The organism is Cryobacterium sp. PAMC25264, assembly GCF_019443325.1.
Classification (GTDB): Bacteria; Actinomycetota; Actinomycetes; order Actinomycetales; family Microbacteriaceae; genus Cryobacterium.
In genome coordinates this window covers 3,209,277-3,231,547 of the sequence record NZ_CP080383.1, presented here as the reverse complement: position 1 = coordinate 3,231,547, position 22,271 = coordinate 3,209,277, and the positions used below count along the sequence as shown (strand labels likewise).

19 protein-coding genes and 1 pseudogene are annotated in these 22,271 nt (G+C 67.0%); 12 read left to right on the top strand and 8 right to left on the bottom strand.

Translation table 11 applies throughout. The features are described 5' to 3' along the window. Window positions 1-29: 29 nt before the first annotated feature. The 5 genes from KY500_RS15075 to KY500_RS15055 all read left to right on the top strand — a co-directional run bounded on the left by KY500_RS15075 (window position 30) and on the right by KY500_RS15055 (window position 6,157). On the top strand, window positions 30-1,205 hold the full coding sequence (locus tag KY500_RS15075) for an ROK family transcriptional regulator (RefSeq protein ID WP_219901234.1): 1,176 nt from the start codon (window positions 30-32) through the stop codon (window positions 1,203-1,205). 73 nt (window positions 1,206-1,278) lie between these two features. Continuing rightward, on the top strand, window positions 1,279-2,631 hold the full coding sequence (locus KY500_RS15070) for an extracellular solute-binding protein (RefSeq protein ID WP_219901233.1): 1,353 nt from the start codon (window positions 1,279-1,281) through the stop codon (window positions 2,629-2,631). 105 nt (window positions 2,632-2,736) lie between these two features. Continuing rightward, window positions 2,737-3,681 (top strand): carbohydrate ABC transporter permease, encoded by a 945-nt coding sequence (locus KY500_RS15065; RefSeq protein WP_255579401.1) that lies wholly within the window; start codon window positions 2,737-2,739, stop codon window positions 3,679-3,681. Continuing rightward, on the top strand, window positions 3,678-4,622 hold the full coding sequence (locus KY500_RS15060; protein WP_219901232.1) for a carbohydrate ABC transporter permease: 945 nt from the start codon (window positions 3,678-3,680) through the stop codon (window positions 4,620-4,622). Before KY500_RS15065 ends, KY500_RS15060 begins: the two co-directional genes overlap by 4 nt. Beyond that, window positions 4,619-6,157, top strand: a complete 1,539-nt coding sequence (locus tag KY500_RS15055; protein ID WP_219901231.1) for a glycoside hydrolase family 3 protein — start codon at window positions 4,619-4,621, stop codon at window positions 6,155-6,157. Before KY500_RS15060 ends, KY500_RS15055 begins: the two co-directional genes overlap by 4 nt. A 145-nt stretch (window positions 6,158-6,302) precedes the next feature. Here the strand turns inward: KY500_RS15055 and KY500_RS15050 are convergent, their stop codons facing one another. Continuing rightward, window positions 6,303-7,256: an ROK family protein gene (locus KY500_RS15050; protein WP_219901230.1), complete on the bottom strand. Its 954-nt coding sequence runs from the start codon at window positions 7,254-7,256 to the stop codon at window positions 6,303-6,305. Window positions 7,257-7,505: 249 nt separating this feature from the next. Between KY500_RS15050 and KY500_RS15045 the strand changes: the two are divergent. After that, a pseudogene (locus tag KY500_RS15045) lies at window positions 7,506-7,697 on the top strand (GTP-binding protein); the annotation flags it as partial. Window positions 7,698-7,740: 43 nt separating this feature from the next. Next, window positions 7,741-8,376, top strand: a complete 636-nt coding sequence (locus KY500_RS15040) for a hypothetical protein (protein ID WP_219901229.1) — start codon at window positions 7,741-7,743, stop codon at window positions 8,374-8,376. A 7-nt stretch (window positions 8,377-8,383) separates the two neighbouring features. On the opposite strand, the gene KY500_RS15035 is transcribed toward KY500_RS15040, so the two are convergent. Both KY500_RS15035 and KY500_RS15030 read right to left on the bottom strand, forming a co-directional pair. Further along, window positions 8,384-9,922 (bottom strand): hypothetical protein, encoded by a 1,539-nt coding sequence (locus KY500_RS15035; RefSeq protein WP_219901228.1) that lies wholly within the window; start codon window positions 9,920-9,922, stop codon window positions 8,384-8,386. An 81-nt stretch (window positions 9,923-10,003) separates the two neighbouring features. Next, window positions 10,004-12,358 (bottom strand): excinuclease ABC subunit UvrA, encoded by a 2,355-nt coding sequence (locus KY500_RS15030; protein WP_219901227.1) that lies wholly within the window; start codon window positions 12,356-12,358, stop codon window positions 10,004-10,006. Window positions 12,359-12,498: 140 nt separating this feature from the next. Here KY500_RS15030 and KY500_RS15025 point away from each other — a divergent pair, with 140 nt between their 5' ends. From KY500_RS15025 to KY500_RS15010, 4 genes are all read left to right on the top strand, one after another. Further along, window positions 12,499-14,121 carry a peptide chain release factor 3 gene (locus tag KY500_RS15025; RefSeq protein ID WP_219903467.1) on the top strand — a complete coding sequence of 541 codons (1,623 nt, stop codon included), beginning with the start codon at window positions 12,499-12,501 and terminating at the stop codon, window positions 14,119-14,121. A gap of 108 nt (window positions 14,122-14,229) precedes the next feature. After that, the gene (locus tag KY500_RS15020) at window positions 14,230-14,406 is read left to right on the top strand and encodes a DUF1059 domain-containing protein (RefSeq protein WP_219901226.1); all 177 of its coding nucleotides are present in this window, start codon (window positions 14,230-14,232) and stop codon (window positions 14,404-14,406) included. A gap of 8 nt (window positions 14,407-14,414) precedes the next feature. After that, window positions 14,415-15,503 carry an EAL domain-containing protein gene (locus KY500_RS15015; protein WP_255579400.1) on the top strand — a complete coding sequence of 363 codons (1,089 nt, stop codon included), beginning with the start codon at window positions 14,415-14,417 and terminating at the stop codon, window positions 15,501-15,503. 174 nt (window positions 15,504-15,677) lie between these two features. Further along, the gene (locus tag KY500_RS15010) at window positions 15,678-16,424 is read left to right on the top strand and encodes an SUMF1/EgtB/PvdO family nonheme iron enzyme (RefSeq protein WP_219901225.1); all 747 of its coding nucleotides are present in this window, start codon (window positions 15,678-15,680) and stop codon (window positions 16,422-16,424) included. A gap of 232 nt (window positions 16,425-16,656) precedes the next feature. On the opposite strand, the gene KY500_RS15005 is transcribed toward KY500_RS15010, so the two are convergent. Continuing rightward, window positions 16,657-17,316: a sugar O-acetyltransferase gene (locus KY500_RS15005; protein ID WP_255579399.1), complete on the bottom strand. Its 660-nt coding sequence runs from the start codon at window positions 17,314-17,316 to the stop codon at window positions 16,657-16,659. Beyond that, window positions 17,309-18,739 (bottom strand): MFS transporter, encoded by a 1,431-nt coding sequence (locus KY500_RS15000; RefSeq protein WP_219901224.1) that lies wholly within the window; start codon window positions 18,737-18,739, stop codon window positions 17,309-17,311. Before KY500_RS15000 ends, KY500_RS15005 begins: the two co-directional genes overlap by 8 nt. A 26-nt stretch (window positions 18,740-18,765) precedes the next feature. Here KY500_RS15000 and KY500_RS14995 point away from each other — a divergent pair, with 26 nt between their 5' ends. Continuing rightward, a complete protein-coding gene (locus KY500_RS14995) occupies window positions 18,766-19,782 on the top strand; it encodes a LacI family DNA-binding transcriptional regulator (RefSeq protein ID WP_219901223.1) in 1,017 nt (338 codons plus the stop codon). 101 nt (window positions 19,783-19,883) lie between these two features. Here the strand turns inward: KY500_RS14995 and KY500_RS14990 are convergent, their stop codons facing one another. From KY500_RS14990 to KY500_RS14980, 3 genes are read right to left on the bottom strand one after another with little or no spacing between them, the layout of a single operon-like run. Beyond that, entirely contained in the window at window positions 19,884-20,345 is a 462-nt protein-coding gene (locus KY500_RS14990; protein WP_255579398.1) for a MepB family protein, read from the bottom strand. 23 nt (window positions 20,346-20,368) lie between these two features. After that, window positions 20,369-21,454, bottom strand: coding sequence for a sulfate/molybdate ABC transporter ATP-binding protein (locus KY500_RS14985; protein WP_219901222.1), 1,086 nt, complete (start codon window positions 21,452-21,454; stop codon window positions 20,369-20,371). Further along, window positions 21,451-22,269 carry an ABC transporter permease gene (locus KY500_RS14980; RefSeq protein WP_219901221.1) on the bottom strand — a complete coding sequence of 273 codons (819 nt, stop codon included), beginning with the start codon at window positions 22,267-22,269 and terminating at the stop codon, window positions 21,451-21,453. Before KY500_RS14980 ends, KY500_RS14985 begins: the two co-directional genes overlap by 4 nt. Window positions 22,270-22,271: the final 2 nt, after the last annotated feature.

Sequence of the window (22,271 nt, the reverse complement as noted above, 5' to 3'; positions counted from 1 at the left end):
CATTTAGTTCGTAAGATTTACTAACAAACATGACAGCCACCGGCACCCCGCGGACGATCCAGGATCGGGCCCTGCGCCCGACCGCCAAGGTGCTGCCCGAGCACATCCGCCTGAACAACCGCACCCTGGTGCTGCAGACGCTGTACCGCACCGGGCTGCAGAGCCGCGCCGATCTGGCCCGTGAGACCGGTCTCACCCGGGTGACGGTGTCTGACCTGATCAGCGAGCTAATGGGGGAGAACCTCGTTATCGAGCTCGGCCAGCGCCAGGAATCGCGCCCGGGCAAGCCGGCCACCCTGCTCGACATCAATCGGGTGGCCTTCCAGATCGTCTCGCTCGACCTGTCCGGTCACACCCGGTTGCGTGGTGCCGTGCTCAGCCTCGACGGTGCGGTGCTCTCCAGCTCGGGACTCGACCTGGCCGGAGCCCGCGGCGAGGCCGCCTTCGACACCGTCGCCGAGCTGCTCGCCCAGGTGATCGCCAGGGCCACCGCCCCGATCCTCGGGGTGGGCATCGGGTCCCCCGGCATCGTGGACCGCGCGGGAGTCGTGCGCAACGCCCCCAACCTCGGCTGGCGTGACCAGCCGCTTCAGGCTCGGCTCCAGGAGCTGACCGGTCTGCCCGTTCGGGTGGTCAACGACGCGAACGCCGCGGTGCTGGCCGAACACAGCTTTGGCGGCGCTGACCATGACCTGTTGCTGGTGAAGGTCGGTCACGGAGTCGGAGCCGGACTGTTGATCGGCGGCCGCGCCATCTTCGGAGAACGCTTCGCCGCCGGTGAGATTGGTCACGTGGTCGTCGGCACAGACGACGGTCCAATGTGCGCCTGCGGTAAGGCCGGCTGCCTGGAGGCCTGGCTCTCCGCACCTCGACTCACTAACGCCATCCAGGAGGCCACCGCGACTTCTGCCACCCCTGCGGAGGCGGACCAGGCCGTTCAGCAGGTCCTCTGCGAAGCCGGGCGCCGCCTGGGTATCGTCCTCGCTCCCATCGTCGGCGCTCTCAACCTGCTCGAGATCGTCTTGAGCGGTCCGCCCGAACTTCTCGACGGGCCGTTGTCCCAGGCCACGGTCGAGACGCTCCGTGCGAGAACCATGGTCTCGGAAAATGACGATCTCGTTGTCCGAATGACCGCGCAAGGCGAGGACATCGTTCTGCGCGGCGCAGCCGTCACGGTTCTTTCCGCACAACTCGGAGTCTCCTAGTCACAACAAAGTTCACCCCTGCACCAACGATGTTGCAACCGCAAACGTCGGCAATCCACGAAAGGAAATTCTCATGAAAAGAAAGCTTGTATCTCTCGCCGCGCTGGCCACGGCCTCCGTCCTCGTGTTGGCCGGATGCTCTTCTGAGGCAGATGGAGGCAACGCTGCCTCCGCCGACAACAGCGGCAAGACCATCACCCTGTGGCTCGCCGGTGGCGATACCCCAGACGAAATGCGGGACTACCTCAAGACCGAGTTCAACAAGGAGACCGGCGCCAAGCTGAATATTCAGCAGCAGGACTGGGGAGACCTGGTCACCAAGCTGACCACATCGCTGCCGGACGCCAACAACACGCCGGACGTGACGGAGATGGGTAACACCCAATCGTCGACCTTCACCAACGTCGGTGCGTTCCTGGATATCTCCGACATGTATGACGAGCTCGGTGGCAGCAATCTTCTGCAGTCCTTCGTCGACGCCGGGATGGTGGGCGACAAGAACTACACGTTGCCCTACTACTTCGGCTCCCGCGCCGTATTCAGCCGTTCCGATGTCTGGGCCGCCGCCGGAGTCGAACAGCCCAAGACCCTCGACGAGTTCAATGCTGGCGTCGCCACCATCAATGCGGCAAACCCGCTGAACATCCCTGACTTCTCAGGCTTCTACCTCGGTGGGCAGGACTGGCGCAACGGTATTTCCTGGATCTTCGCCAACGATGGTGAACTCGCCACGGTGAAGGACGGCACCTGGACGTCAACACTCGCGTCGAAGAACAGCCTCAAGGGCCTGGCTCAGCTGCAGGACATCTACAAGTCCGCCTCCAACGCTCCGAACGATGCCAAAGACAGCAACCAGTACATTTACCTCAACGACAGCGACGAGGTCAAGGATGCTGAGGGTGCCGTCACGGCGAACACCTCACTATCCGCAGCAACGATCATGGCTCCCACCTGGGCACACTGGTCCATCGGGACACTCGGCACCGACGCTGACGGTAAGCCAACCCGCACCTGGGATGACACCAAGAACGCTGTCTTTGCCCTTCCTGGCAACGACGGCAAGCCCGCCCCGGTCTTCGCCGGCGGATCCAACATCGGCATCTCCGCGGCCAGCAAGAACCCGGAACTGTCCAAGAGCCTCATGAAGATCATTTTCTCTGAGGAGTACCAGACGATGCTCGGCAAGAACGGCCTGGGCCCGGCGAACAGCGACTACGTGAATGCCCTCGGCGACGACCAGTTCGCCCAGGCCCTGATCGAGTCCGCCTCGAACTCAAAGCTGACGCCTGCCGCACCCGGCTGGGCCACGGTTGAGGGATCGCTCGTGATGGAAGAATTCTTCAGCAAAATCAAGGATTCGACCGATCTCACTGCGCTCGCGCAGGAGTACGACGAGAAGATCACTCCGATGCTGAACGGTAAGTAGCCTCCAGCCTTCGGATCGACAGGCTCGATCGCCGTCACGGTCGTCGAGCCTGTCGGCCCGCGGGCTGGCCGCATCAGAACATCAGACCAACGAAAGGAGAGCGCCGTGACCACAGAGAACCTCGTGAGAGGTCGAACAGATTCGCCGCGCCCCGCCCGGCCCCGCAAGAAGGGTAGATCAACGCCGTATCTGCTGATCATCCCGGCCTGCGCCATCCTGATTCTCGCGCTCGGTTACCCGCTGGGCTGGCAGTTCATCACGTCATTGCAGAAGTTCGGTCTGTCCCAGCAGTTCGGTCAACCGCCGGAATTCGTCTGGTTCGACAACTACGTCACCCTCTTCACCGACCCGTACATGTGGACCGTCGTTGCCCGGTCCCTGGCTTTCTGCCTGATCACCGCCGGGGTCACCATGATCATCGGTACTCTGATGGCGCTGCTCATGAACGCAGTGCACACCGGAGTGCGCATCACGATTCAGATTTCTATGCTGCTCGCCTGGGCAATGCCCGTTGTCGCGGCCATGACGGTCTGGAACTGGCTCATCGACTGGCGCCGCGGCGTCCTGAACTCGGTACTCACTGGCATGGGCCTGGATTTTCACAATCACAACTGGCTGGCCGACCCGCTCTCCTTCTTCTTCATCGCCATGGTGATCGTGGTTTGGATGAGTGTGCCGTTCGTGGCCTTCTCCATTTTCGCCGGCCTCACCCAGGTCTCCACCGAGGTTCTCGAAGCCGCCCAGCTCGACGGTGCACGACTCTCCCAGCGGCTCCGCTTCATCATCGTTCCGATCATCCGGCCGGTACTCGCCATCATCCTGCTGCTTCAGGTGATCTGGGACCTGCGGGTGTTCACGCAGATCCGCCTGTTGCAGGATGCCGGATCGATCGCATCCGAGACGAACCTGCTCGGTACCTATATCTACCAACTCGGCGTGGGCTCCAGCGACTTCGCGATGGCCAGTGCGGTCTCGATCTTCGTGCTCGTACTCACTGTCGCACTCAGCTGGTTCTACGTACGCAGCATGCTTAAGGAGGACGAATCATGACCTCGACAGTCGAATCCACCGGTACCGGTGCCGCGAAATCTCCCCGGACCCTCCCCACACGCTCCGGGCCGCCGACCGGGCGCCGCGCCAAACCGAGCGGAAACCGCCGGTTCCGCCCAGGCCGCATCGTCCTCGGCCTGGTGGGCATTGTTGTCTCGCTGATCTGGGTCTTCCCGGTCTACTGGATGCTCAACTCGTCGCTGCTTCCCAACGTCGTTCTCCAGAGCACTACGCCCACCTGGCTCCCGTTCGGTGGCTCGTTGGACAACTTCATCGCTGTCTTTCAGGGCGGCACATTTCTGCCGGCGCTCGGAATGAGCACAGCCATTGCCATCATCACGGTGACGTTCTGTCTACTCTTCGCATTTCTCGGGGCGCTGGCGATCAGCCGCTTCAAGTTCCGCGGACGCAAGGCTTTCGTCCTGGCTGTGTTGCTGATTCAGATGCTCCCCGCCGAGGGACTCTTCATCGCCCAGTACAAGCTCATGGGCAGCCTGAACATGCTCAACTCGATCGTGGGCGTGAGCATCATCTATATCGCCGCCGTCGTGCCATTCACAATCTGGATGCTGCGCGGATTCGTCGCGGGAGTCCCGGCCGACCTGGAAGAGGCCGCTATGATCGACGGCCTGAGCCGCACCCAGGCTTTCATGCGCATTACTTTCCCCCTCTTGGCGCCCGGCTTGGTCGCATCCGGGGTGTATGCCTTCCTGCAAGCCTGGAACGAGTTCACCGTGGCCCTGGTCCTGCTGCAAGACAACTCCAGCCAGACACTTCCGCTCTGGCTGCGCGGCTTCATCCAGGCCAGCGCCAGCCGGGCCACTGACTGGGGCCAGGTGATGGCGGCCTCGACCCTGGTTGCCATCCCGGTGATCATTTTCTTCCTCTTCGTGCAGGGCAAAATGACCAGCGGACTGGTCAGCGGGGCGGTCAAGGGATGACCACCGCCGAGGTCGGGACCGAGGAGGCCCGGCTGCGCCGAAACATCAGGGCCACCCTGATGCCGGGCTTCGTCGGCACGGAGCTGCCGGGCTGGCTGGAGCAGCACCTGCGGAACGGACTCGGCGCGGTCTGCCTGTTCGGGCAGAACATTACCTCGCTGGGTCAGCTGCGTGCGCTCACGGCCGCGATCCTCGCCGCCAACCCGCACGCGGTCATCGCGATCGACGAGGAGGGCGGAGACGTCACCCGGCTCCACTTCGCCTCGGGCTCGCCCTACCCCGGCAACGCAATCCTCGGCCGCATCGACGACATCGACTACACCGAGGAGGTGGGCCGGCAGGTCGGCTGGGAACTGCGGAAGGCCGGCTGCACGCTCACCTTCGCCCCCGACACCGACGTCAACTCCAACCCCGACAACCCCGTGATCGGCGTGCGCAGCTTCGGCACCGACCCCGCCAGGGTCGGCCTGCACTCCGCGGCCTGGGTGCGCGGGCTGCAGTCCACCGGCGTCGCCGCCTGCCCCAAGCACTTCCCGGGCCACGGGGACACCGCCCTGGATTCACACCTGGCCATGCCCGTGGTGGATGTGCCGCTGGCGACACTGCGAGAGCGCGAGCTGGTGCCCTTCCGTGCCGCGATCGCCGCCGGGGCGAAGACCGTTATGACCTCGCACATCCTGCTGCCCCAGATCGACCCGCAGCACCCCGCCACCCTCTCCGCCGCCGTGCTCGACGGGCTGCTGCGGTCCGGCTTGGGCTTCGACGGCGTGATCGTCAGTGACGCCCTGGACATGGCGGGCGCCAGCGGCACCCTCGGTATCCCCGGTGCGGCCGCGGCCGCCCTCGCCGCCGGCTGTGACCTGCTCTGCATCGGCACCGAGAACACCGCCGAGCAACTCGAACAGATCGAGGCCGCCGTGCTCGCCGCCGTTGACGCCGGCACCCTACCGCCCGGGCGGCTCGCCGATGCAGCCGACCGGGTGCACCGGCTGGTCGCCGAGACCCTCGACGCCAGCCTGGCAACACCGCTGCCCGAATCGGCGCAGGGTGTGTCCGAGCCCAGTTTCGACGCCGGGCGCATCCGGGCCTCCTTCGCCGTGAATGACCGGGCGGCGCGATGGCTCGCGTCCTCCGCTGAGGGCTTTTCGGTGGTGCGCCTCGACACGGTGACGAACATCGCCGTCGGCGGTGCCCCCTGGGGACCCTTCGCCGAGGTGGCGGCCCACCCGCGTGCCAGAGCCGCGGTGGCATGGGCCGCCAGGCCCCTAGTGGCCCGGGGGAGCGAGGACGACTCCGAGTTGGAGCTGCCCGCCGAGTCTCCCGTCCTGGTGATCGGCAAGGACAACCACAGGCATCCGTTCATTCGCGACGTGATCGACGCCCTGCGTGCCGAGCGCACTGACGTGATCGTGGTGGATATGGGCTGGCCCTCGGACGACCTGTCCTACGCCGACATTGCGACCTACGGCGCATCCAGGCTCGCCGGCCGGGCCCTGCTCGAGCTGCTGCCGCTCACGTCTCACACACTGGTCTAGCGCGCCGGGCCCGCCGCCACCACGGTCATGACTGGCCCGTTTTTGCTAGTGTGCCACCCCGTTGGACTAGCGAAAGTGGGCTAGTCATGTGTGGTGACGCCGGCGGTGGCGGATGGCGCGGCCTCGGCGAACTCGGGGCGCGCCGCTAGCTGACGAGGTCGCGGGCGCGCAGGGCGCCACCGAGAAGGCCGGCGTTCTCGCCGATCGACGCCGGCAGGATGAGCGGCCGACGGTGGAAGCTCAGCAGGGCGTGTACCCGCTCGCGCAGGGGAACGAACAGGCGGTCGCCGGATTGAGCCAGGCCGCCGCCGATGATGACGGCCTCCGGCGCGAGAACAGCGGCGAGCTGGGCGATGCTGAGGGCGAGCGCGTCGAGGGCGTTGATCCAGATCGCCGTGGCGGCGGCGTCGCCGACCTGGGCGAGGGCCAGCACCTCGCGCGCCCCGCTCGGCCGGATGCCGGTGAGCTCGGTATACCGCCGCACGAGGGCGCCGGCCGAGGCAATGCTCTCCAGGCAGCCGCGGGAACCGCAACCGCAGAGCGGCCCGTGCGGGTCGACGATGGCGTGGCCGATCTCGCCCGCGTACCCGGCGCTTGTGTGTGCGTGCCCGTCGATGAACAGTGAACCGGCGATACCGGTGCCGATGACCAGCACCACCACGTTCTGGTATGGACGTGCGGCGCCGAGCCTGAACTCCGCCTCCCCGGCGGCCCGCACGTCATGCGAGAACGTGGTCGGCAGCCGAACGAGATCTTCGGTGAGTTGTTTGAAGGGCACGTTCGACCAGTGCAGGTTCGCGGACAGGATGCCGATCCCGGCATCGTCATCGACGACGCCGGGGGCAATCAGGCCTACCGCGCGCGGTCTCACCTCTGGAAAGTCGGCGGCGAACTGCAGCGTGAGTTCCTGCACCCTGGCGACGACCGCCGTGGCGGTGCCCTCGCCGCGGTGCGGTGTCGGGGTACGGCTAAGGCCGAGCATCCGGCCGGATTCGTCGAACAGCGCGGCCTTGGTGTCTGTGCCGCCCACGTCGACGGCGATCACGGCCGCGCCGGTGCCGAGGGGAAGCGCGTGGGCCAGTACCGAGGAGAAGGTCATGGCGGGGGCTCCTCAGCGGTAGGCGAGTGTGGCGGGGCAAGATACCGGCCGAGAATGCGTGTGAATGCTGATCGTCAACTGCCTGCGACGAAATTATCCCACGTAGCGACCACGTTTGTAAAGGACGGTAACAATTATGGCGGAGGAGTTGAGCAGTCGCGCAGGTTGGGTTCGAAGGACGCGTGCGCGAGAGCACTTGTACGGACAGACTCACAAAGGTAGGAAACTGAGAAAGTAGGTGAAGTAAGCGTGACCCCGGGCACCGAGGTGTCCCCGAAAGAGGTCGAGGCCCAGGCCGTGCGCCGACGCACCTTCGCCGTCATCTCGCACCCCGACGCGGGCAAGTCCACGCTCACCGAGGCGCTGCTGCTGCGCGCCCGCGCCATCACCACCGCCGGCGCCACGCACGGCAAGGCCGGCCGCCGCAGCACCGTCTCCGATCACCGGCTACGACGCCGACGGCGGCTTCGCCCGGCACACCGTGGTGCGCGAGGCGTTCGCCTACCCGCTACCGGCCGGCACCGACCCGGTCGCCGCGGCACCGCTGCTCTGCGCGGGCATCATCGGCTACCGGGCGCTGCGCCGGGCCAACCTGCCGCCCGGCGGCCACCTCGGCCTGTACGGCTTCGGCTCCAGCGCGCACATCACAGCGGCCCTCGCGCTGGCGGCGGGGGCATCCGTCTCGGCCATGACCCGCGGAGACGCCAACCGCGACCTCGCCCGCACGATGCCGCTCCGGTTCGTCGGCGACGAGGCCTCCCGACCGCCCGACGACCTGGACTCCGCGATCCTGTTCGCCCCCGCCGGCGGCCTCGTGCCCGTGGCGCTTGCGGCGACCCGGCCCGGTGGCACGGTCGTTGTCGCCGGCATCCACCTCAGCGACATCCCGGTGCTCGGCTACGAAGAGCACCTCTTCCACGAGCGCGACCTGCGCAGCGTCACCTGCAATACCCGCGCCGACGGCCGCGAGTTCCTGCGCCTGGCCCAGAACTTGGGTCTCAACCCGACGGTCACGACCTACGGGTTCGACCAGGTCGACGTGGCCCTCGACGACTTGCGCGCCGGCCGCGCCTCGGGGTCGCTGGTGGTGTCGATCGGGAGGGCTCAAACGCCCACATAGGTCGTGATCAGAGGCCCAGAAGGTACCCGTCCGCGTGATTCTCACCGGCCGTTCCGTCGTAGGTCACGCCACCCCAGACCAGGATGCTGTCCAGTCCGGTGATTACCGTCGCCGAGCCACGACCGCTCCACGATGGTTCCGGGAGTGGTGTGATGACGCCCGCGACGGGGTCGAGCAGGAACTGACCGCCGATCAGGACCTGGTCCCCGACAACCTGGGGCGGGCGGCCGTTCGCGTATTCGTCAAGGGGAGTCCCCGTGGGGAGGTCGGGCAGAGCGGTCCAGCCCTGGTCGACCGGGTTGAAGATACCGCCCTCGGCGTAGGGTTGCCCGGCGCTCAGGGCGATGCGGTCGGCGGTCACTCCGTAGAAGGGGAACACGACCCGGCCGGCTACTGCGAGGGCCCCGATCCCGGTGATGTCGCTGTCGGGTAAGACTGTCCAGTCGGTCAAGCCGCTGTCCAGGGTCGCCAGCCGAACCACGGCAGGTCCTTCGGAGCCGGCGTCGACGGAATCGAGGGAGTTGGCGCCGAGGATCAGTTGGTCGTCCAGCCACACCGCTTCGCGGTCATAGCTCCGACGAAGCGGATCGTCGGGCAGTGCTGTCCACGTCGAGCTGCCGGGGTCGTAGACCGAATCGACGCCGCCCGCGATCTCGTCTGACCCCGAAATGGAGAGCACCCGGTCACCGGCCGCGATGAGCGCGCCGCCGGAGGGCGGGGACGGCAGGGTGGTCCAGGTGTCTGTGTCGAGGGTATAACGCAGGAAGGAGACCGGAGCGAGGCCGTCGGGGCCGGGTTCGAGGTCGCCCGTGGCGATGTCGAAGGCGAAGAGGTAGAGGTCGCCGCCCACGACCGCGGAGCTGTACTGGTTCACCGGAAGAGGGGCCGGCGCGATGCGCTGCCACATGTCGGTGTACGGGTTGTAGCTCGCGCCGTCCTGCCGGGCCGGTTCGCCATCGGCGCAGTCCGCCGCCGGGGGGCACGGCTTGTCAGTCCGGCCGCCCACGATCACGAACCTGTCCCCGACCCAGGCCCCCAGGCTGTCGCGCCGAGGCGAGAGCGGGCTCTCCGGCAACTCGCCCCACGCCTCGTCGGGGGGCAGGTCCGGTGGGAGCAGCGGCTCCGGAATCTCCTCCTGCACCCCGCCCACGAGCACGGGGGAGTGGTCGCCGCAGCGATCGCGAACGTCAGCCGGCAACACGGTGTCGTGCAGCACGCCGCCGCCGGCCGCCATGTCGTCGCCCACCTGATATTCCAGGCCGTCCACTGTCAGTGTGGTGCCGTCCCAGGTCGTGAGGTCGGCGGGAAAGAGGAACGGATCACCACCGACGAGCAGGCAGCCGTTCTCGAATGTGAGAGTGCCCGTGAACAGGGCGAGCATCGAGATGTACCCGCCGTCGGGCTGTTGCACCCGCTCGTAGGTGAGCACCCCGTCGGTGAACATCGGGAATTCGCTGGCGGACGGACTCGGTGTGCTCGCAGCTCCTGCTGCGCATCCCGAGAGAGCGAGCGCCAGCACCGCGGCGAGACCTCTGATCCGTTTCATCGTTGCCCCTCACGCACTCTGTACCGAGAGTGCTGTACCCAGGAATGTCCGGACGGGGTAGATCGGTTCCCGGCGGCGGGCTCAGGCCCCCACGTAGGTCGCCAGGTGCGCTCCGGTGAGGGTGGACCGGTCGGCCACGAGGTCGGCGGGGGTGCCCTCGAAGACGATGCGGCCGCCGTCGTGGCCGGCGCCGGGGCCCAGATCGATGATCCAGTCGGCGTGCGCCATCACGGCCTGGTGGTGCTCCACCACGATCACCGACTTGCCCGAGTCCACCAGCCGGTCGAGCAGACCGAGCAGCTGCTCCACATCCGCCAGGTGCAGGCCGGTGGTGGGTTCGTCGAGAACGTAGATGCCGCCCTTCTCCGACAGATGGGTGGCCAGTTTCAGCCGCTGCCGTTCGCCGCCGGAGAGGGTCGTGAGCGGCTGGCCCAGACTCAGGTAGCCGAGCCCCACATCCGCCATGCCCGTAAGGATCGTGTGCGCGGCCGGCGTCTTCGCCTCGCCGGAGGCGAAGAAGTCCACGGCCTCGGTCACCGACATCGCGAGGACCTCGCTGATGTCGCGTCCGCCCAGGCGGTACTCCAGTACGGATGCGTCGAATCGCTTGCCCTCGCACACTTCACAGGTGGTCGAGACGCTCGCCATGATGCCCAGGTCGGTGTAGATCACGCCGGCGCCGTTGCAATTGGGGCAGGCGCCCTCGGAGTTGGAGCTGAACAACGCCGGCTTCACACCGTTGGCCTTGGCGAAGGCCTTGCGGATGGGTTCGAGCATCCCGGTGTAGGTTGCCGGGTTGCTGCGCCGGGACCCTCTGATGCCGGCCTGGTCGATCGACACCACACCGGCTCCGGCGGGAATCGAACCGTGCACGAGTGAGCTCTTGCCCGAGCCGGCGACCCCGGTGAGCACCACCAGCACGCCGAGAGGAATGTCGACGTCGACATCCTGCAGGTTGTTCGCCGTGGCACCGCGGATCGGCAGGGTACCGGTGGGCGTGCGCACGACGGGCTTCACGGCCGCCCTGTCGTCGAGGTGCCGCCCGGTGAGGGTGTCGCTGGCCCGCAGCCCCTCCAGGGTGCCTTCGAAGCAGATCTCGCCGCCCGCGGTGCCCGCGCCGGGGCCCAGGTCGATCACGTGGTCGGCGATAGCGATCATCTCCGGCTTGTGCTCCACCACGAGCACGGTGTTGCCCTTGTCGCGCAGCCGCAGCAGCAGGTCGTTCATGCGTTGGATGTCGTGCGGGTGCAGGCCGATGGTGGGCTCGTCGAAGACGTAGGTGACATCGGTGAGCGACGAGCCGAGGTGCCGGATGATCTTGGTGCGCTGCGCCTCACCGCCGGACAGGGTGCCGGAGGGCCGGTCGAGTGAGAGGTAGCCGAGCCCGATCTCCACGAAGGAGTTGAGGGTATGCCGCAGCTCCGCCAGCAGCGGCGCCACCGAGGGGGCGTCGAGCTTGTTCACCCACTGGGCCAGGTCGCTGATCTGCATGGCGCAGGCCTCGGCGATGTTCAGCCCATCGATGCGCGACGACCGCGCGGCCGCGCTCAGCCGGCTGCCGCCGCAGTCCGGGCAGGTCGCGAAGGTCACGGCACGGTCCACGAAGGCGCGGATGTGCGGCTGCATGGCCTCGCGGTCCTTGGACAGGAAGGACTTCTGCACCTTGGGGATCAGGCCTTCGTAGGTCATGTTGATGTCGCCGACCTTCACCTTGACCGGCTCCTTGTAGAGGAAGTCCTGCAGTTGGCGCGTGGTGTAGTCGCGGATCGGCTTGTCGGCGTCGAGGAACCCCGAGCCGGTGAAGATGCGCACGCCCCAGCCATCCGCCGTGTAACCGGGGATGGTGAGCGCGCCCTCGTTCAGCGACTTGGAGTCGTCGAAAAGCTGGGTGAGGTCGATGTCGTTGACCGTGCCCATGCCCTCACAGCGCGGGCACATGCCGCCGGTGACACTGAAGCTGCGCCGCTCCTTAACCGTGATGCCGCCGCGTTCCATGGTCACCGCGCCCGCGCCCGAGACGGAGGCGACGTTGAACGAGAACGCCTGGGGCGCGCCGATGTGCGGGTCGCCGAGCCGACTGAAGAGGATGCGCAGCGCCGCATTGACGTCGGTGGCGGTGCCCACGGTGGACCGGGAGTTGGCGCCCATCCGCTCCTGGTCCACGATGATCGCCGTGGTCAGCCCGCTGAGCACGTCCACATCGGGCCGGGCCAGCGTGGGCATGAAGCCCTGCAGAAAGGCGCTGTAGGTCTCGTTGATCATCCGCTGCGACTCGGCCGCGATGGTGCCGAACACCAGCGAGCTCTTGCCGGAACCGGAGACCCCGGTGAACACTGTGAGCCGGCGCTTGGGAATCTCGACAGTGATGCCCTTGAGGTTGTTCTCCCTGGCCCCCTGCACCCGGATCAGGTCGTGACTGTCGGCGAGCATGCTCATGGTGTCTCCTCGTGCGTCGTCTGGCTTGATTCAAGCAGAGCGGGTGCCGCTGGTCGACCCGCGCCGGGTAGATTTGAAGGTAGTGCGCGTATTTTCGTGCACTACAAGAGGTAGGAACTGAGCACGTGGCTGACACAACCATGACCCCGGGCACCGAGGTGTCCCCGAAAGAGGTCGAGGCCCAGGCCGTGCGCCGGCGCACCTTCGCCGTCATCTCGCACCCCGACGCGGGCAAGTCCACGCTCACCGAGGCGCTGCTGCTGCACGCCCGCGCCATCACCACCGCCGGCGCCACGCACGGCAAGGCCGGCCGCCGCGGCACCGTCTCCGACTGGATGACCATGGAGCAGGAGCGTGGCATCTCGATCACCTCCGCCGCCATCCAGTTCGAGTACCGCGACAGCGTGATCAACCTCGTCGACACCCCCGGCCACGCCGACTTCTCCGAAGACACCTTCCGGGTGCTCTCCGCGGTGGATGCCGCCGTCATGCTCGTCGACGCCAGCAAGGGCCTCGAGGTGCAGACCATGAAGCTGTTCGAGGTGTGCAAGCAGCGGGGCCTGCCCGTCATCACCGTGATCAACAAGTGGGACCGGCCCGGCTCCGCCGCCCTCGACCTCATGGACGAGATCCGCACCCGCACGGGCCTGATCCCCACCCCGCTCACCTGGCCGGTCGGCATCGCGGGTGACTTCCGCGGGGTGATCGAACGGGAGACGAGCGACTTCATCCGCTTCAACCGCACCGCCGGCGGCGCCACCCGCGCCGACTCCGAGCGCACGACCGCCGCCGAGGCCGCGATCGACGAGGGTGACGCCTGGGTTGCCGCCGCCGAGGAGTCCGAACTCCTCGCCGAAGAGGGCCAGAACCACGACGAAGAGTCCTTCCTCGGCGGCATCACCACCCCGGTGCTGTTCTCCGCCGCGGTGCTCAACTTCGGCGTGCAGCACATCCTGGACACCCTGGTGGACTTCGCCCCGCCCGCCAAGGCTCGCCTGGACGCCGACGGCGGCCACCGCCCGGTGACCAGCCCGTTCTCCGGGTTCGTGTTCAAGGTGCAGTCCGGGATGAACTCCTCGCACCGCGACTACGTCGCCTTCGTGAGGGTCTGCTCCGGCCAGTTCCGCCGCGGCATGGTCGTCACCCACTCCGCCACCGGGCGGCCGTTCGCGACCAAGTACGCGCAGCAGCTCTTCGGCAAGGACCGCGAGGTGGCCGAGGAGGCCTGGCCCGGCGACATCGTGGGCCTCGTGAACGCGTCCGCGCTCCGCGTGGGCGACTCGATCCACGAGGGCAACCCGGCCGTCACCTTCCCGCCACTGCCGATGTTCGCGCCCGCGCACTTCCGCGCCGTGCGCCCCGCCGACACCAGCAAGCACAAGCAGTTCCGCCGCGGCATCGACCAGCTCGACCACGAGGGCGTCATCCAGGTGATGCGCTCCGACCTCCGCGGCGACCAAGCCCCGGTGCTCGGCGCCGTGGGCCCGATGCAGTTCGAGGTCGTCGAAGAGCGGATGTCGCACGACTTCGGCGCCGCCATCCGCAGCGACGTGCTGCCGTACCAGCTGGCCCGCCGCACCGACAAGGAAAGCGCCCTGATCCTCGGCCACGACCGTCAGGTGGAGGTGCTCCGCCGCAGCGACGGCACCCTGCTGGCCCTGTTCAGCACCCCGTGGCGGCTGCGGAACACCGTGCGAGACCACCCCGAACTGCTGCTCGAAGACCTCGCCGGCGGCGGACCCATCGATGAGGTACGTTACTAGCCTGAGCGAGATGCGGCCGGCTCCAATCCGCGCCGGCCGCGCCTCCGAACTACACTCGAAACATACGTATACATAGAGTCGCCACCGTGCGATGAGGGGGAGAGTGTGATGAAGTCTTTTGCCTGTGGTGATGTGGTTCCGGGATGCGCGGCCAGTTGGGTCAGCTCCACCGACGACGAGATCCTCGTTCTCGTTGCCCAGCACGCCGCCACGGCCCACGGGATCACGACCGTGACGCCGGAGTTGGTTGAGAGCATCACCAACCGGATCGTGACCGTCTCCTGACGCACGGCGTGTCCGACGCGGGGTGGGTCACTCTGCTGGACGCTGTCGGTGCCGGAACCGGGGTGTCGGCCGCGTTCCAGCCGATCGTCGACACCGCCCGCGGTGTCGTGGTGGGGTTCGAGGGTCTGGCCCGCTTCGACCTGCCCGACGGCATCGGTGTGGAGGACCTGTTCGAGCGGGCGCGCGCGACCGGCCGATCGGCGGAGATCGAGGCGGCCTGCCTGCGCGTGATCCTCGCCGAACGAGGAACGCTGCCGGCCAACTGCTTTCTCACCGTCAACGTGTCGCCGCCCGTGCTTCGGGACGAGGCCATCCGCGCGGTCTGGCGGGACCACCCCGACCTCCAGGGCGTCTTTGTGGAGCTCACCGAACAATCCTCCATCGAGTCAGCCACCGATCTGGAGCCCGAGCTGGACGCCATCCGTGCCGCCGGCGGCCTCATCGCCGTGGACGATCTCGGCTCCGGATACGCGGGGTTGTCCCGTCTGCTCGCGCTGAAGCCCGCGCTGATCAAGCTCGACCGTGAGCTCATCCAAGGCATCGACGCCGACGAGGCGAAGCGTGCCCTCGTGGAGATGATCGGCACCTTCGCCAGCCGCATTGACTCCTGGGTGCTGGCCGAGGGCATCGAGACTGCTGCCGAATATGACACGATCATGGCACTCGGGGTTCCGCTCGCCCAGGGGTACTACCTCGCCCGGCCCGGGCCGGCCTGGCCGGCTCTGGCGACAACGGTGCTGCGGGCCAAGACGTCGAACCCGGTGCCCACGGTGCGGGACCTGCTCGACGTCGTGCCCGCCGTGGCGAGCGTCACCCTGGCCGCGCAGATCTTCACCGGCGATTCCGAGGTGCGCACCGTGGTCCTCATCGACCATCACAGTCGCCCGGTCTCGGTTCTCGACAGCGAGAGCGCCCACCTCGGCATGGCCGTGGATGCGCTGCGGGTCACCCTGGATACCCCGGTGCGCGACGCCCTCCTCCGGGCGATCACACGCGATCGGGCGCACCGCTACGACCCGCTGATCGTCACCGACAACGCCGGCCGTTACGCCGGAATCGTTCGGCTGGAGCGCCTGGTCACCACCGCGGTTCGCTGATGTGGAGTCGGCGGCCCGGTCGCCGCGCCGGGATCGGTGAACAGCGATGAGGTGTGTTGACCTGGTGTCACTCAGAGGGCTGATCGGGTAGGACAAACGCGACACCCTCGGCGGTGTCAGTCGTGGACCGCCTACCATCCTGCGTGTGAGACGACCACGTGGGAGCATTGTGAAATGTCTATGTTCGACCTTCGTCCGCTGCCGGCCGGAGAAGTGGGATTACATGACGCGCGGCGTCAGCGCCGCTGGGTTGTCCAGCTGGAACCATTCGAAATCGGGGTCGTTCCTGTTACCTCGGCTCAGTTTGCGCGGTTGACAGGCAGTGGAGGACCTGGTGCACACACGCCGTCGGTGGACGTGAGCTGGCTGGACGCCATCGAATTCTCCAATGCTGCGTCAGTGAACGAGGGACTCACTCCGGCGTACACGGTGGATGAAGGCGAAGTGACGTGGCGCACTGATGCCTCGGGGTACCGCTTGCCAACCGAGGCTGAGTGGGAATACGCGTGTCGTGCTGGCACTACCGGGCCACGCTACGGACCTCTCGAAGACATCGGGTGGACCGCGAGGGACGAGCTAGAGATTCCGAAAGAAGTTGGCCTCAAGCAGCCCAACGGCTTCGGGCTCCACGACACCCTGGGTAACGTCTGGGAATGGTGTTGGGACCTGCTCGATCCTGCCCGATACGGCGGCTACCGCGTCTTCCGCGGCGGAGGCTTCTCTGACAGACATTGGAGTGTGCGGGCCTCGACGCGTCGTGGCGGTGCGCCACAGATGAGTCACCCTGATCTTGGCTTCCGCCTGGCGCGGGGTGCCTTCGATCATGCTCTGATAGCTCAAGGCTGGTCCGCCGATGCTGATGCTGAACGAGAGAAAACAACGGGGATGCTGCCATCGGGATGGACACCCCGGCGGCACTGACGCTGATTCTTGAGGACCATGCGCGGGAACACAGCGAGTTCGCAGGCCATTCCGTGCGCGGACACTTCATGGCGCCAGACCGTCGCACAACCTCGGCGTTTCCCATCCGCCGAGTCACACGATGCTGACTACCGTTCTGAGGCGGCGCCGGCGACCAGGCAGACGCGCCACATAGCGATCGCAGAGCACCACCAGATGACGCCGAAAGTCACATCCAGCTGTGGTGCCTGGGCTACTGGAGGTCGCGCGGCGCTCGGTACGAGAACTGCCGGTCGGCGTCGGAGATCGTTCGGATGATTCGGGCCGGAGAGCCCGCGACGACCACGCCGGCGGGAACGTTGGCCGTGACGATGCTTCCTGCGCCCACGATTGCGCCGGCGCCGATAGTGACGCCCGGAAGGATAATGGCGCCGGAGCCGATCCAGACATCGTCCTCGATGTGCACCGGGGCGGAGAACTGGGATCCGTCACGGCGGAGTTCGGGATGCACCGGATGTCCCGTGGTGGTGATGGTTACGTTGGGGGCAAACATGACGCGGTCGCCGATATAGATGTCGACGTCGTCGACGAGTGTGAGATTGAAGTTGGCGTACACCGTGTGGCCGACGTGAACGTGGTTGCCGTAGGCGACACGGAGAGGTGGCTCGACCCACACGTTCTCGCCCATGCTGCCGAACAGTTCGAGCAAGATACGGTGGCGTCCGCTTTCGTCTCGGGCCCGGGTTGCGTTGAAGTCGTCGGCAAGGTCCTTGCCGCGAAGTCGCTCTTCGGTCAGGGCTTCCAGGCCGGCGCCGGAGTCCGTGTAGAGCTGGTGCTGGTCCATCCGGTTGCGGACGTCGCGTTCGCGGGCATCCATCATTTGGTCCTCGGTCGCCTTGGCGGTTTCACTCATTGTGTGTCTCTCTCTTGTGGGTTGATCTGGCAGGGATTGTCTCGTCCGGATGTGAAAGAAGGAACCGATCAGAGTCGTGTTGGCATTCGGGGCATTCCGAAAACGTGTGTGTGCCCGTTGAGTCGAGTGGCTGAGTCGTCCGCACGGGAAAGGCGACGGCGAAGACCATCACCACGACACCCGCGATCGGAACGAGAACGAGACCGAATCGAAGAGACGAAGCGTCGGCAACGGCTCCGACTATGAGCGGGGAAATGAGAAAGCCCACGCGTAGTAGCCAGCTGACGAGAGTGAGGCCTGTGCCGGGGCGCAGTCCGGGCAATTCGTCGGCGGCGTGCATAGCGCCGGGAATCAACGTGGCGACGCCAAATCCTGCGAGCCCAAACCCCAGGACTGTGATGATCACACTGGGGTAGGCCAGGGCGGTGCCCATACCGACGAACACCATGAACCCGCCCGCGCGGGCCACGTGGCGCTGACCGAATCGGTCGACCATGCGATCGCCGAGGAGGCGGCCGATGACCTGCGTGCTCTGGAGGGTGATGAAGCCCAGACCGGCTGCGAACGCGGTCGCGCCGAGGGCGCCTGAGAGATAGATGGCCGACCATGAAGACCCCGCCTCCTCAACGATCGCACCGCCGGCGGCGATTATGACAAAGGCGAGCAGAACCCCATACCGCGGGAGAAGTGTGGCCCGCGGTCGGGCTGCAGGGGACAGATTCTTCTCAACCTCAGCAACCGGCAGACGTTCGGCAACGCCAACGCCAACGGCAACGGGCTCCGACCCCGGCAGGAGAAAGCGGGAAGAGGCAAACGCCGCCAGCCCAAGAACGATTGCTGCACTGAGAATGTGCGTTCCCAACGGAACACCAAGGCTGGCGGCGGCGGCGCCAGTGAGGCCGCCTGCCACGGCACCGATCGACCACACGGCATGAAAGGAGTTGATGATGGATCGTCCGTAGAAACGCTGGACACGTAGTCCGTGGGAGTTGGCCGCGACGTCGGTGAGCGAGTCCATCGCACCTGCGATGAAGAAAGCCAGTGCGAGCATCACCCACTCGGTGGCGAAGCCGGCCAGAACGAGCGCTGCTGCGGCCACAAGGGAAGATCCAATAGCCACTCTCGAGGAACGGAACCGGCGGACCAGGATGCCGGCACCGAGCCCCGAGATGAGAGCCCCCAGAGGGTGTGCGGCGACAGCGGCCCCGATGAGCACGTTGCTCAGATCAAGATCACTCTTGATCTCGGGATAGCGCGGAAGAAGGTTGGAGAGCAGCGCACCGTTCACGAAGAACAGCACTGCTACGCCGGTGCGCGCCCGCCTCGCCTCGCGTGCCGGGCGGAGCCTTGGGCGGCCTGGAATCGAAATGTTCACAAACCTCGTCCTCAATTGAGTACCGTGAACGTTCACGGGAACGTTCACGGCGAGGATAGCAGTACGGTTGGTGCATGGCAAATAAGGGTTCACCCGTCACCATCCTGGATGTGGCTCGGGTTGCCGGCGTCTCTCGCCAGACTGTGACCCGAGCCCTCAACGGCCTTCCCGACATCAGCGCCACGACGCGCGAACGCGTCATCGCAGCCGCCCGCGAGTTGAACTACCGCCCTAATCGCGCCGCCCAAAGCCTGGTGCGCGGACGGGAGGTGACGATCGGGTTAGTCGTGGAGGACCTTCGCAACCCGTTCTATCCCGAGCTCGCGTCGGCGCTGAGCCGCATCGCATCCGAGCGCGACTGGAGCGTCATTCTGTCGGACATAGGGGATGACGTGGAGAAAGCTCGATCGCGGCTCGAGTCCTTGGTGGACCGGGTAGACGCGCTGGTGTTGACCGGCTGCCGCACGGATACAGTCGACATGCTCCCCGACGACGCGATCCGCGGAAAAGCTCACGGTGTCCCGCTCGTCATGCTCGACGGATCCGCAGATGATCGGGTCGGTGCGTATGTGGAGATCGACTATGCCGCCGGCGTCGAAGCGGCTCTTGATCACCTGACTGCCCTCGGGTGTCGGCAGATCGCCATGATCGATTCCAGTCACATCGCGTCGGCCCGAAAGAACTCCTACCGCAGATACCTGAGCCAACACGGACTCCCGTGGACTGAGGGTTCCGAGTTCCGTAACGACGAAACCCACGAAGGCGGTACTCGTGCGGCTCGCGAACTCATGGACAACTATCCGGGCGCAGATGCCGTGCTCGTCTATAACGACGTGATGGCCATTGGCGCGCTGAAGGAGTTCGCACGATCCGGCATCTCCGTACCCGGCGACATCGCCGTGATCGGGACTGACGGGTTGGCGGTCGGCGCCCTCGTCACCCCTGAGCTCACGAGTCTCGCGATCGATAAAACCGAACTTGCCCAGCACGCCATCGATCTTGTCGACAACATTCTCTTCGGCCGCGCACCCGCCGGCACGAAGGAAAGTCGACGCACGGCTCTCACACTTGTTGTCCGCGATTCCGCCTGAGACGGCTGCGGGGCGACCTCGTTCAACCGTCTCTTGCCCTCGTCCCCGGAGCTAGCGCCGGGGCCACTGCGACGGTCTCGTCAACCGTGCGGCAACCACACTCAGGCGTCGAGGAGCTCGCGCAGCCGCTCACGGTCGACGCCGTCGCTGGTATCCAGGAAAAACGCGCCCTGCCACGCCTGAGTGCGGATGGCCTGGGCGTTGTCGGTGCGCGACCTCGGTGGATAGACCCGGAAGCCGCGTTTGCCGCCGAATTCCGCCACGGACACGATGCCGTGACGTTGCAGCGCGGACCGCGGGAACACGAACAGACCGGTGTGTTGCCCCTCCCGGGTGAGGACAACGAGGTGATCGACATCGTCGACCTGGAACGGCTCGGTCGATCCAGAGGGCGAGCGCCGCCAGACGGCGACGAACAGGCCGACTTTACGGGGCGTCACCCTGCCGACTCGGAACCGCAGGCGTCGTTTTCCCATGCGGGTGAAGGCGGCGCCGTAGTCCGCGTTGTCGATCTCGGCGGCCGCCGGCTCCGGATGGCCGCCCAACGACCCGAGCAGGGCCACTGCCTCTGCCACGTCCGGGTGAATCACAGCGGTGTGGGGCGGTCGGGCGGCACGGTGGGATACACCGTGGCAGAGTCGGCCGGAAACGCGAACCAGACCATGGAGCCCACGGCGGCGTCAAGCTGCGCGGCCTCCTGGGGACTGACATCCGCGGCCAGCACGGCGCTTCGCGCCCGAACAAGATCGCCCCGGGGCTCGAGGTCGATCAGCTCGGCCCGCACACTGCTGAACTGCGGATCGGCCGGCGGCTCAATCACCACGGACACAGCGGCCGGACGCACCGCCAGGGACAGCGGCGCTCCCTCGGCCACCGTCGGCTCGGGGATGTTCTCGACCGTGGTCGCGGTATCCGCCGTGACCATGGTGTCGCCCCGGCGTACACCGGTGATCAGGTTGAGGCCGGCGAGCCCGGCCGCGAAGGCGCTGCGCGGCCGGTCGAAGACCTCGGCGGGCGTGCCCTCGTCGACGATACGGCCGTTCTCGACGATCACCACCCGGTCGGCGAGCGTGTACGCGTCGAGCACATCGTGCGTCACGATGATCGAACTGCGATCGACAAGCACGCGGCGCAGCATCCGCCGCACCGCCGGCGCCACCGAGACGTCGAGGGCGGCCAGCGGTTCGTCGAGCAGCAGCAGGCCGGGGTCGGAGGCCAGGGCGCGGGCCACCGCGATGCGTTGCGCCTGCCCGCCGGAGAGCTCGGCCGGGCGACGCGCCGCGAGAGGCTCGGCATCCACTTCGCCCAGCCAGCGGGCGGCCCTCGCGCGGGCGCCGGCCGTCGTGGCGCCGATGCTGCGCGGGCCGAATGCGACGTTGTCGAGCACGCTGAGGTGTGGGAACAGCAGGGGCTCCTGGGCGAGGAGGGAGACGCCGCGCTGGTGCGCCGGCCGCCAGATGCCGCGGCCGGGCCCGGCCGGCAGGTCGAACAACACCGTGCCATTCAACTCGCTCCGCCCGCTGTCGGGCCTGATCAGACCGGCGATCGCGCCGAGCAGGGTGGACTTGCCGGCCCCGTTCGGGCCGAGGACCGCGACGGTTTCGCCCGCCGCCACGGTGAGGTGCAGCCGCACGTCCCGCTCGGCGACGTGCACGTCGACGGAGAAGCTCACGAGGATACCCGCGCGGGCCGCAGGGAGGGCAGACCCGCGCGGTGGGCCAGGCTGACGATCACGATCGCGACGATCACCAGCACCAGCGAGAGGGCTACCGCGGTGTCGGGGTCGGTCTCCCGCTGCAGGTAGATCTCCAGCGGCAGGGTGCGGGTGGTGCCCTGCAGGCTGCCGGCAAAGGTGAGGGTGGCGCCGAACTCGCCGAGCGCGCGGGCGAACGACAGCACCGCGCCGGAGATGACGGCCGGCACGACGAGTGGCAGGGTGATGCGCCGCAACACCGTCGTGGGACTCGCCCCGAGGGTGGCGCCGACGGCCTCGTACCGGGTGCCCACCGTGCGCAATGCGCCTTCGAGACTGAGCACCAGGAACGGCAGGGCCACAAAAGTCTGCGCGATGACGACGGCTGTGGTGGAGAAGGCGATCTCGATGCCGAGCGCCTGGAAGGTCTGGCCCATCAGGCCCCGGCGGCCGAAGGTATAGAGCAGAGCGATGCCGCCCACCACCGGCGGGAGTACCAGCGGCAGCAGCACCAGCGAGCGGAGCACCTTCTGCCCCCAGAAGTCGGTGCGGGCCAACACCAGCGCCATGGGCACCCCGAAGAGCACGCAGAGCGCCGTGGCGGCGAGCGAGGTGCGCAGGCTGAGCAGCAGCGCGGCGACCGAGGAATCCGAGGTGATCAAGGGAATGAACTCCGCCCAGTTGACCCGCAGAACCATCGCCGCCAGGGGCAGCAGCACAAATGCCGCGCCGACCGCGGCAAGGGCGGCGACCCAGGCGGGGACGCCGGAATACTGCTTGGCTGCTGGGCTCATGC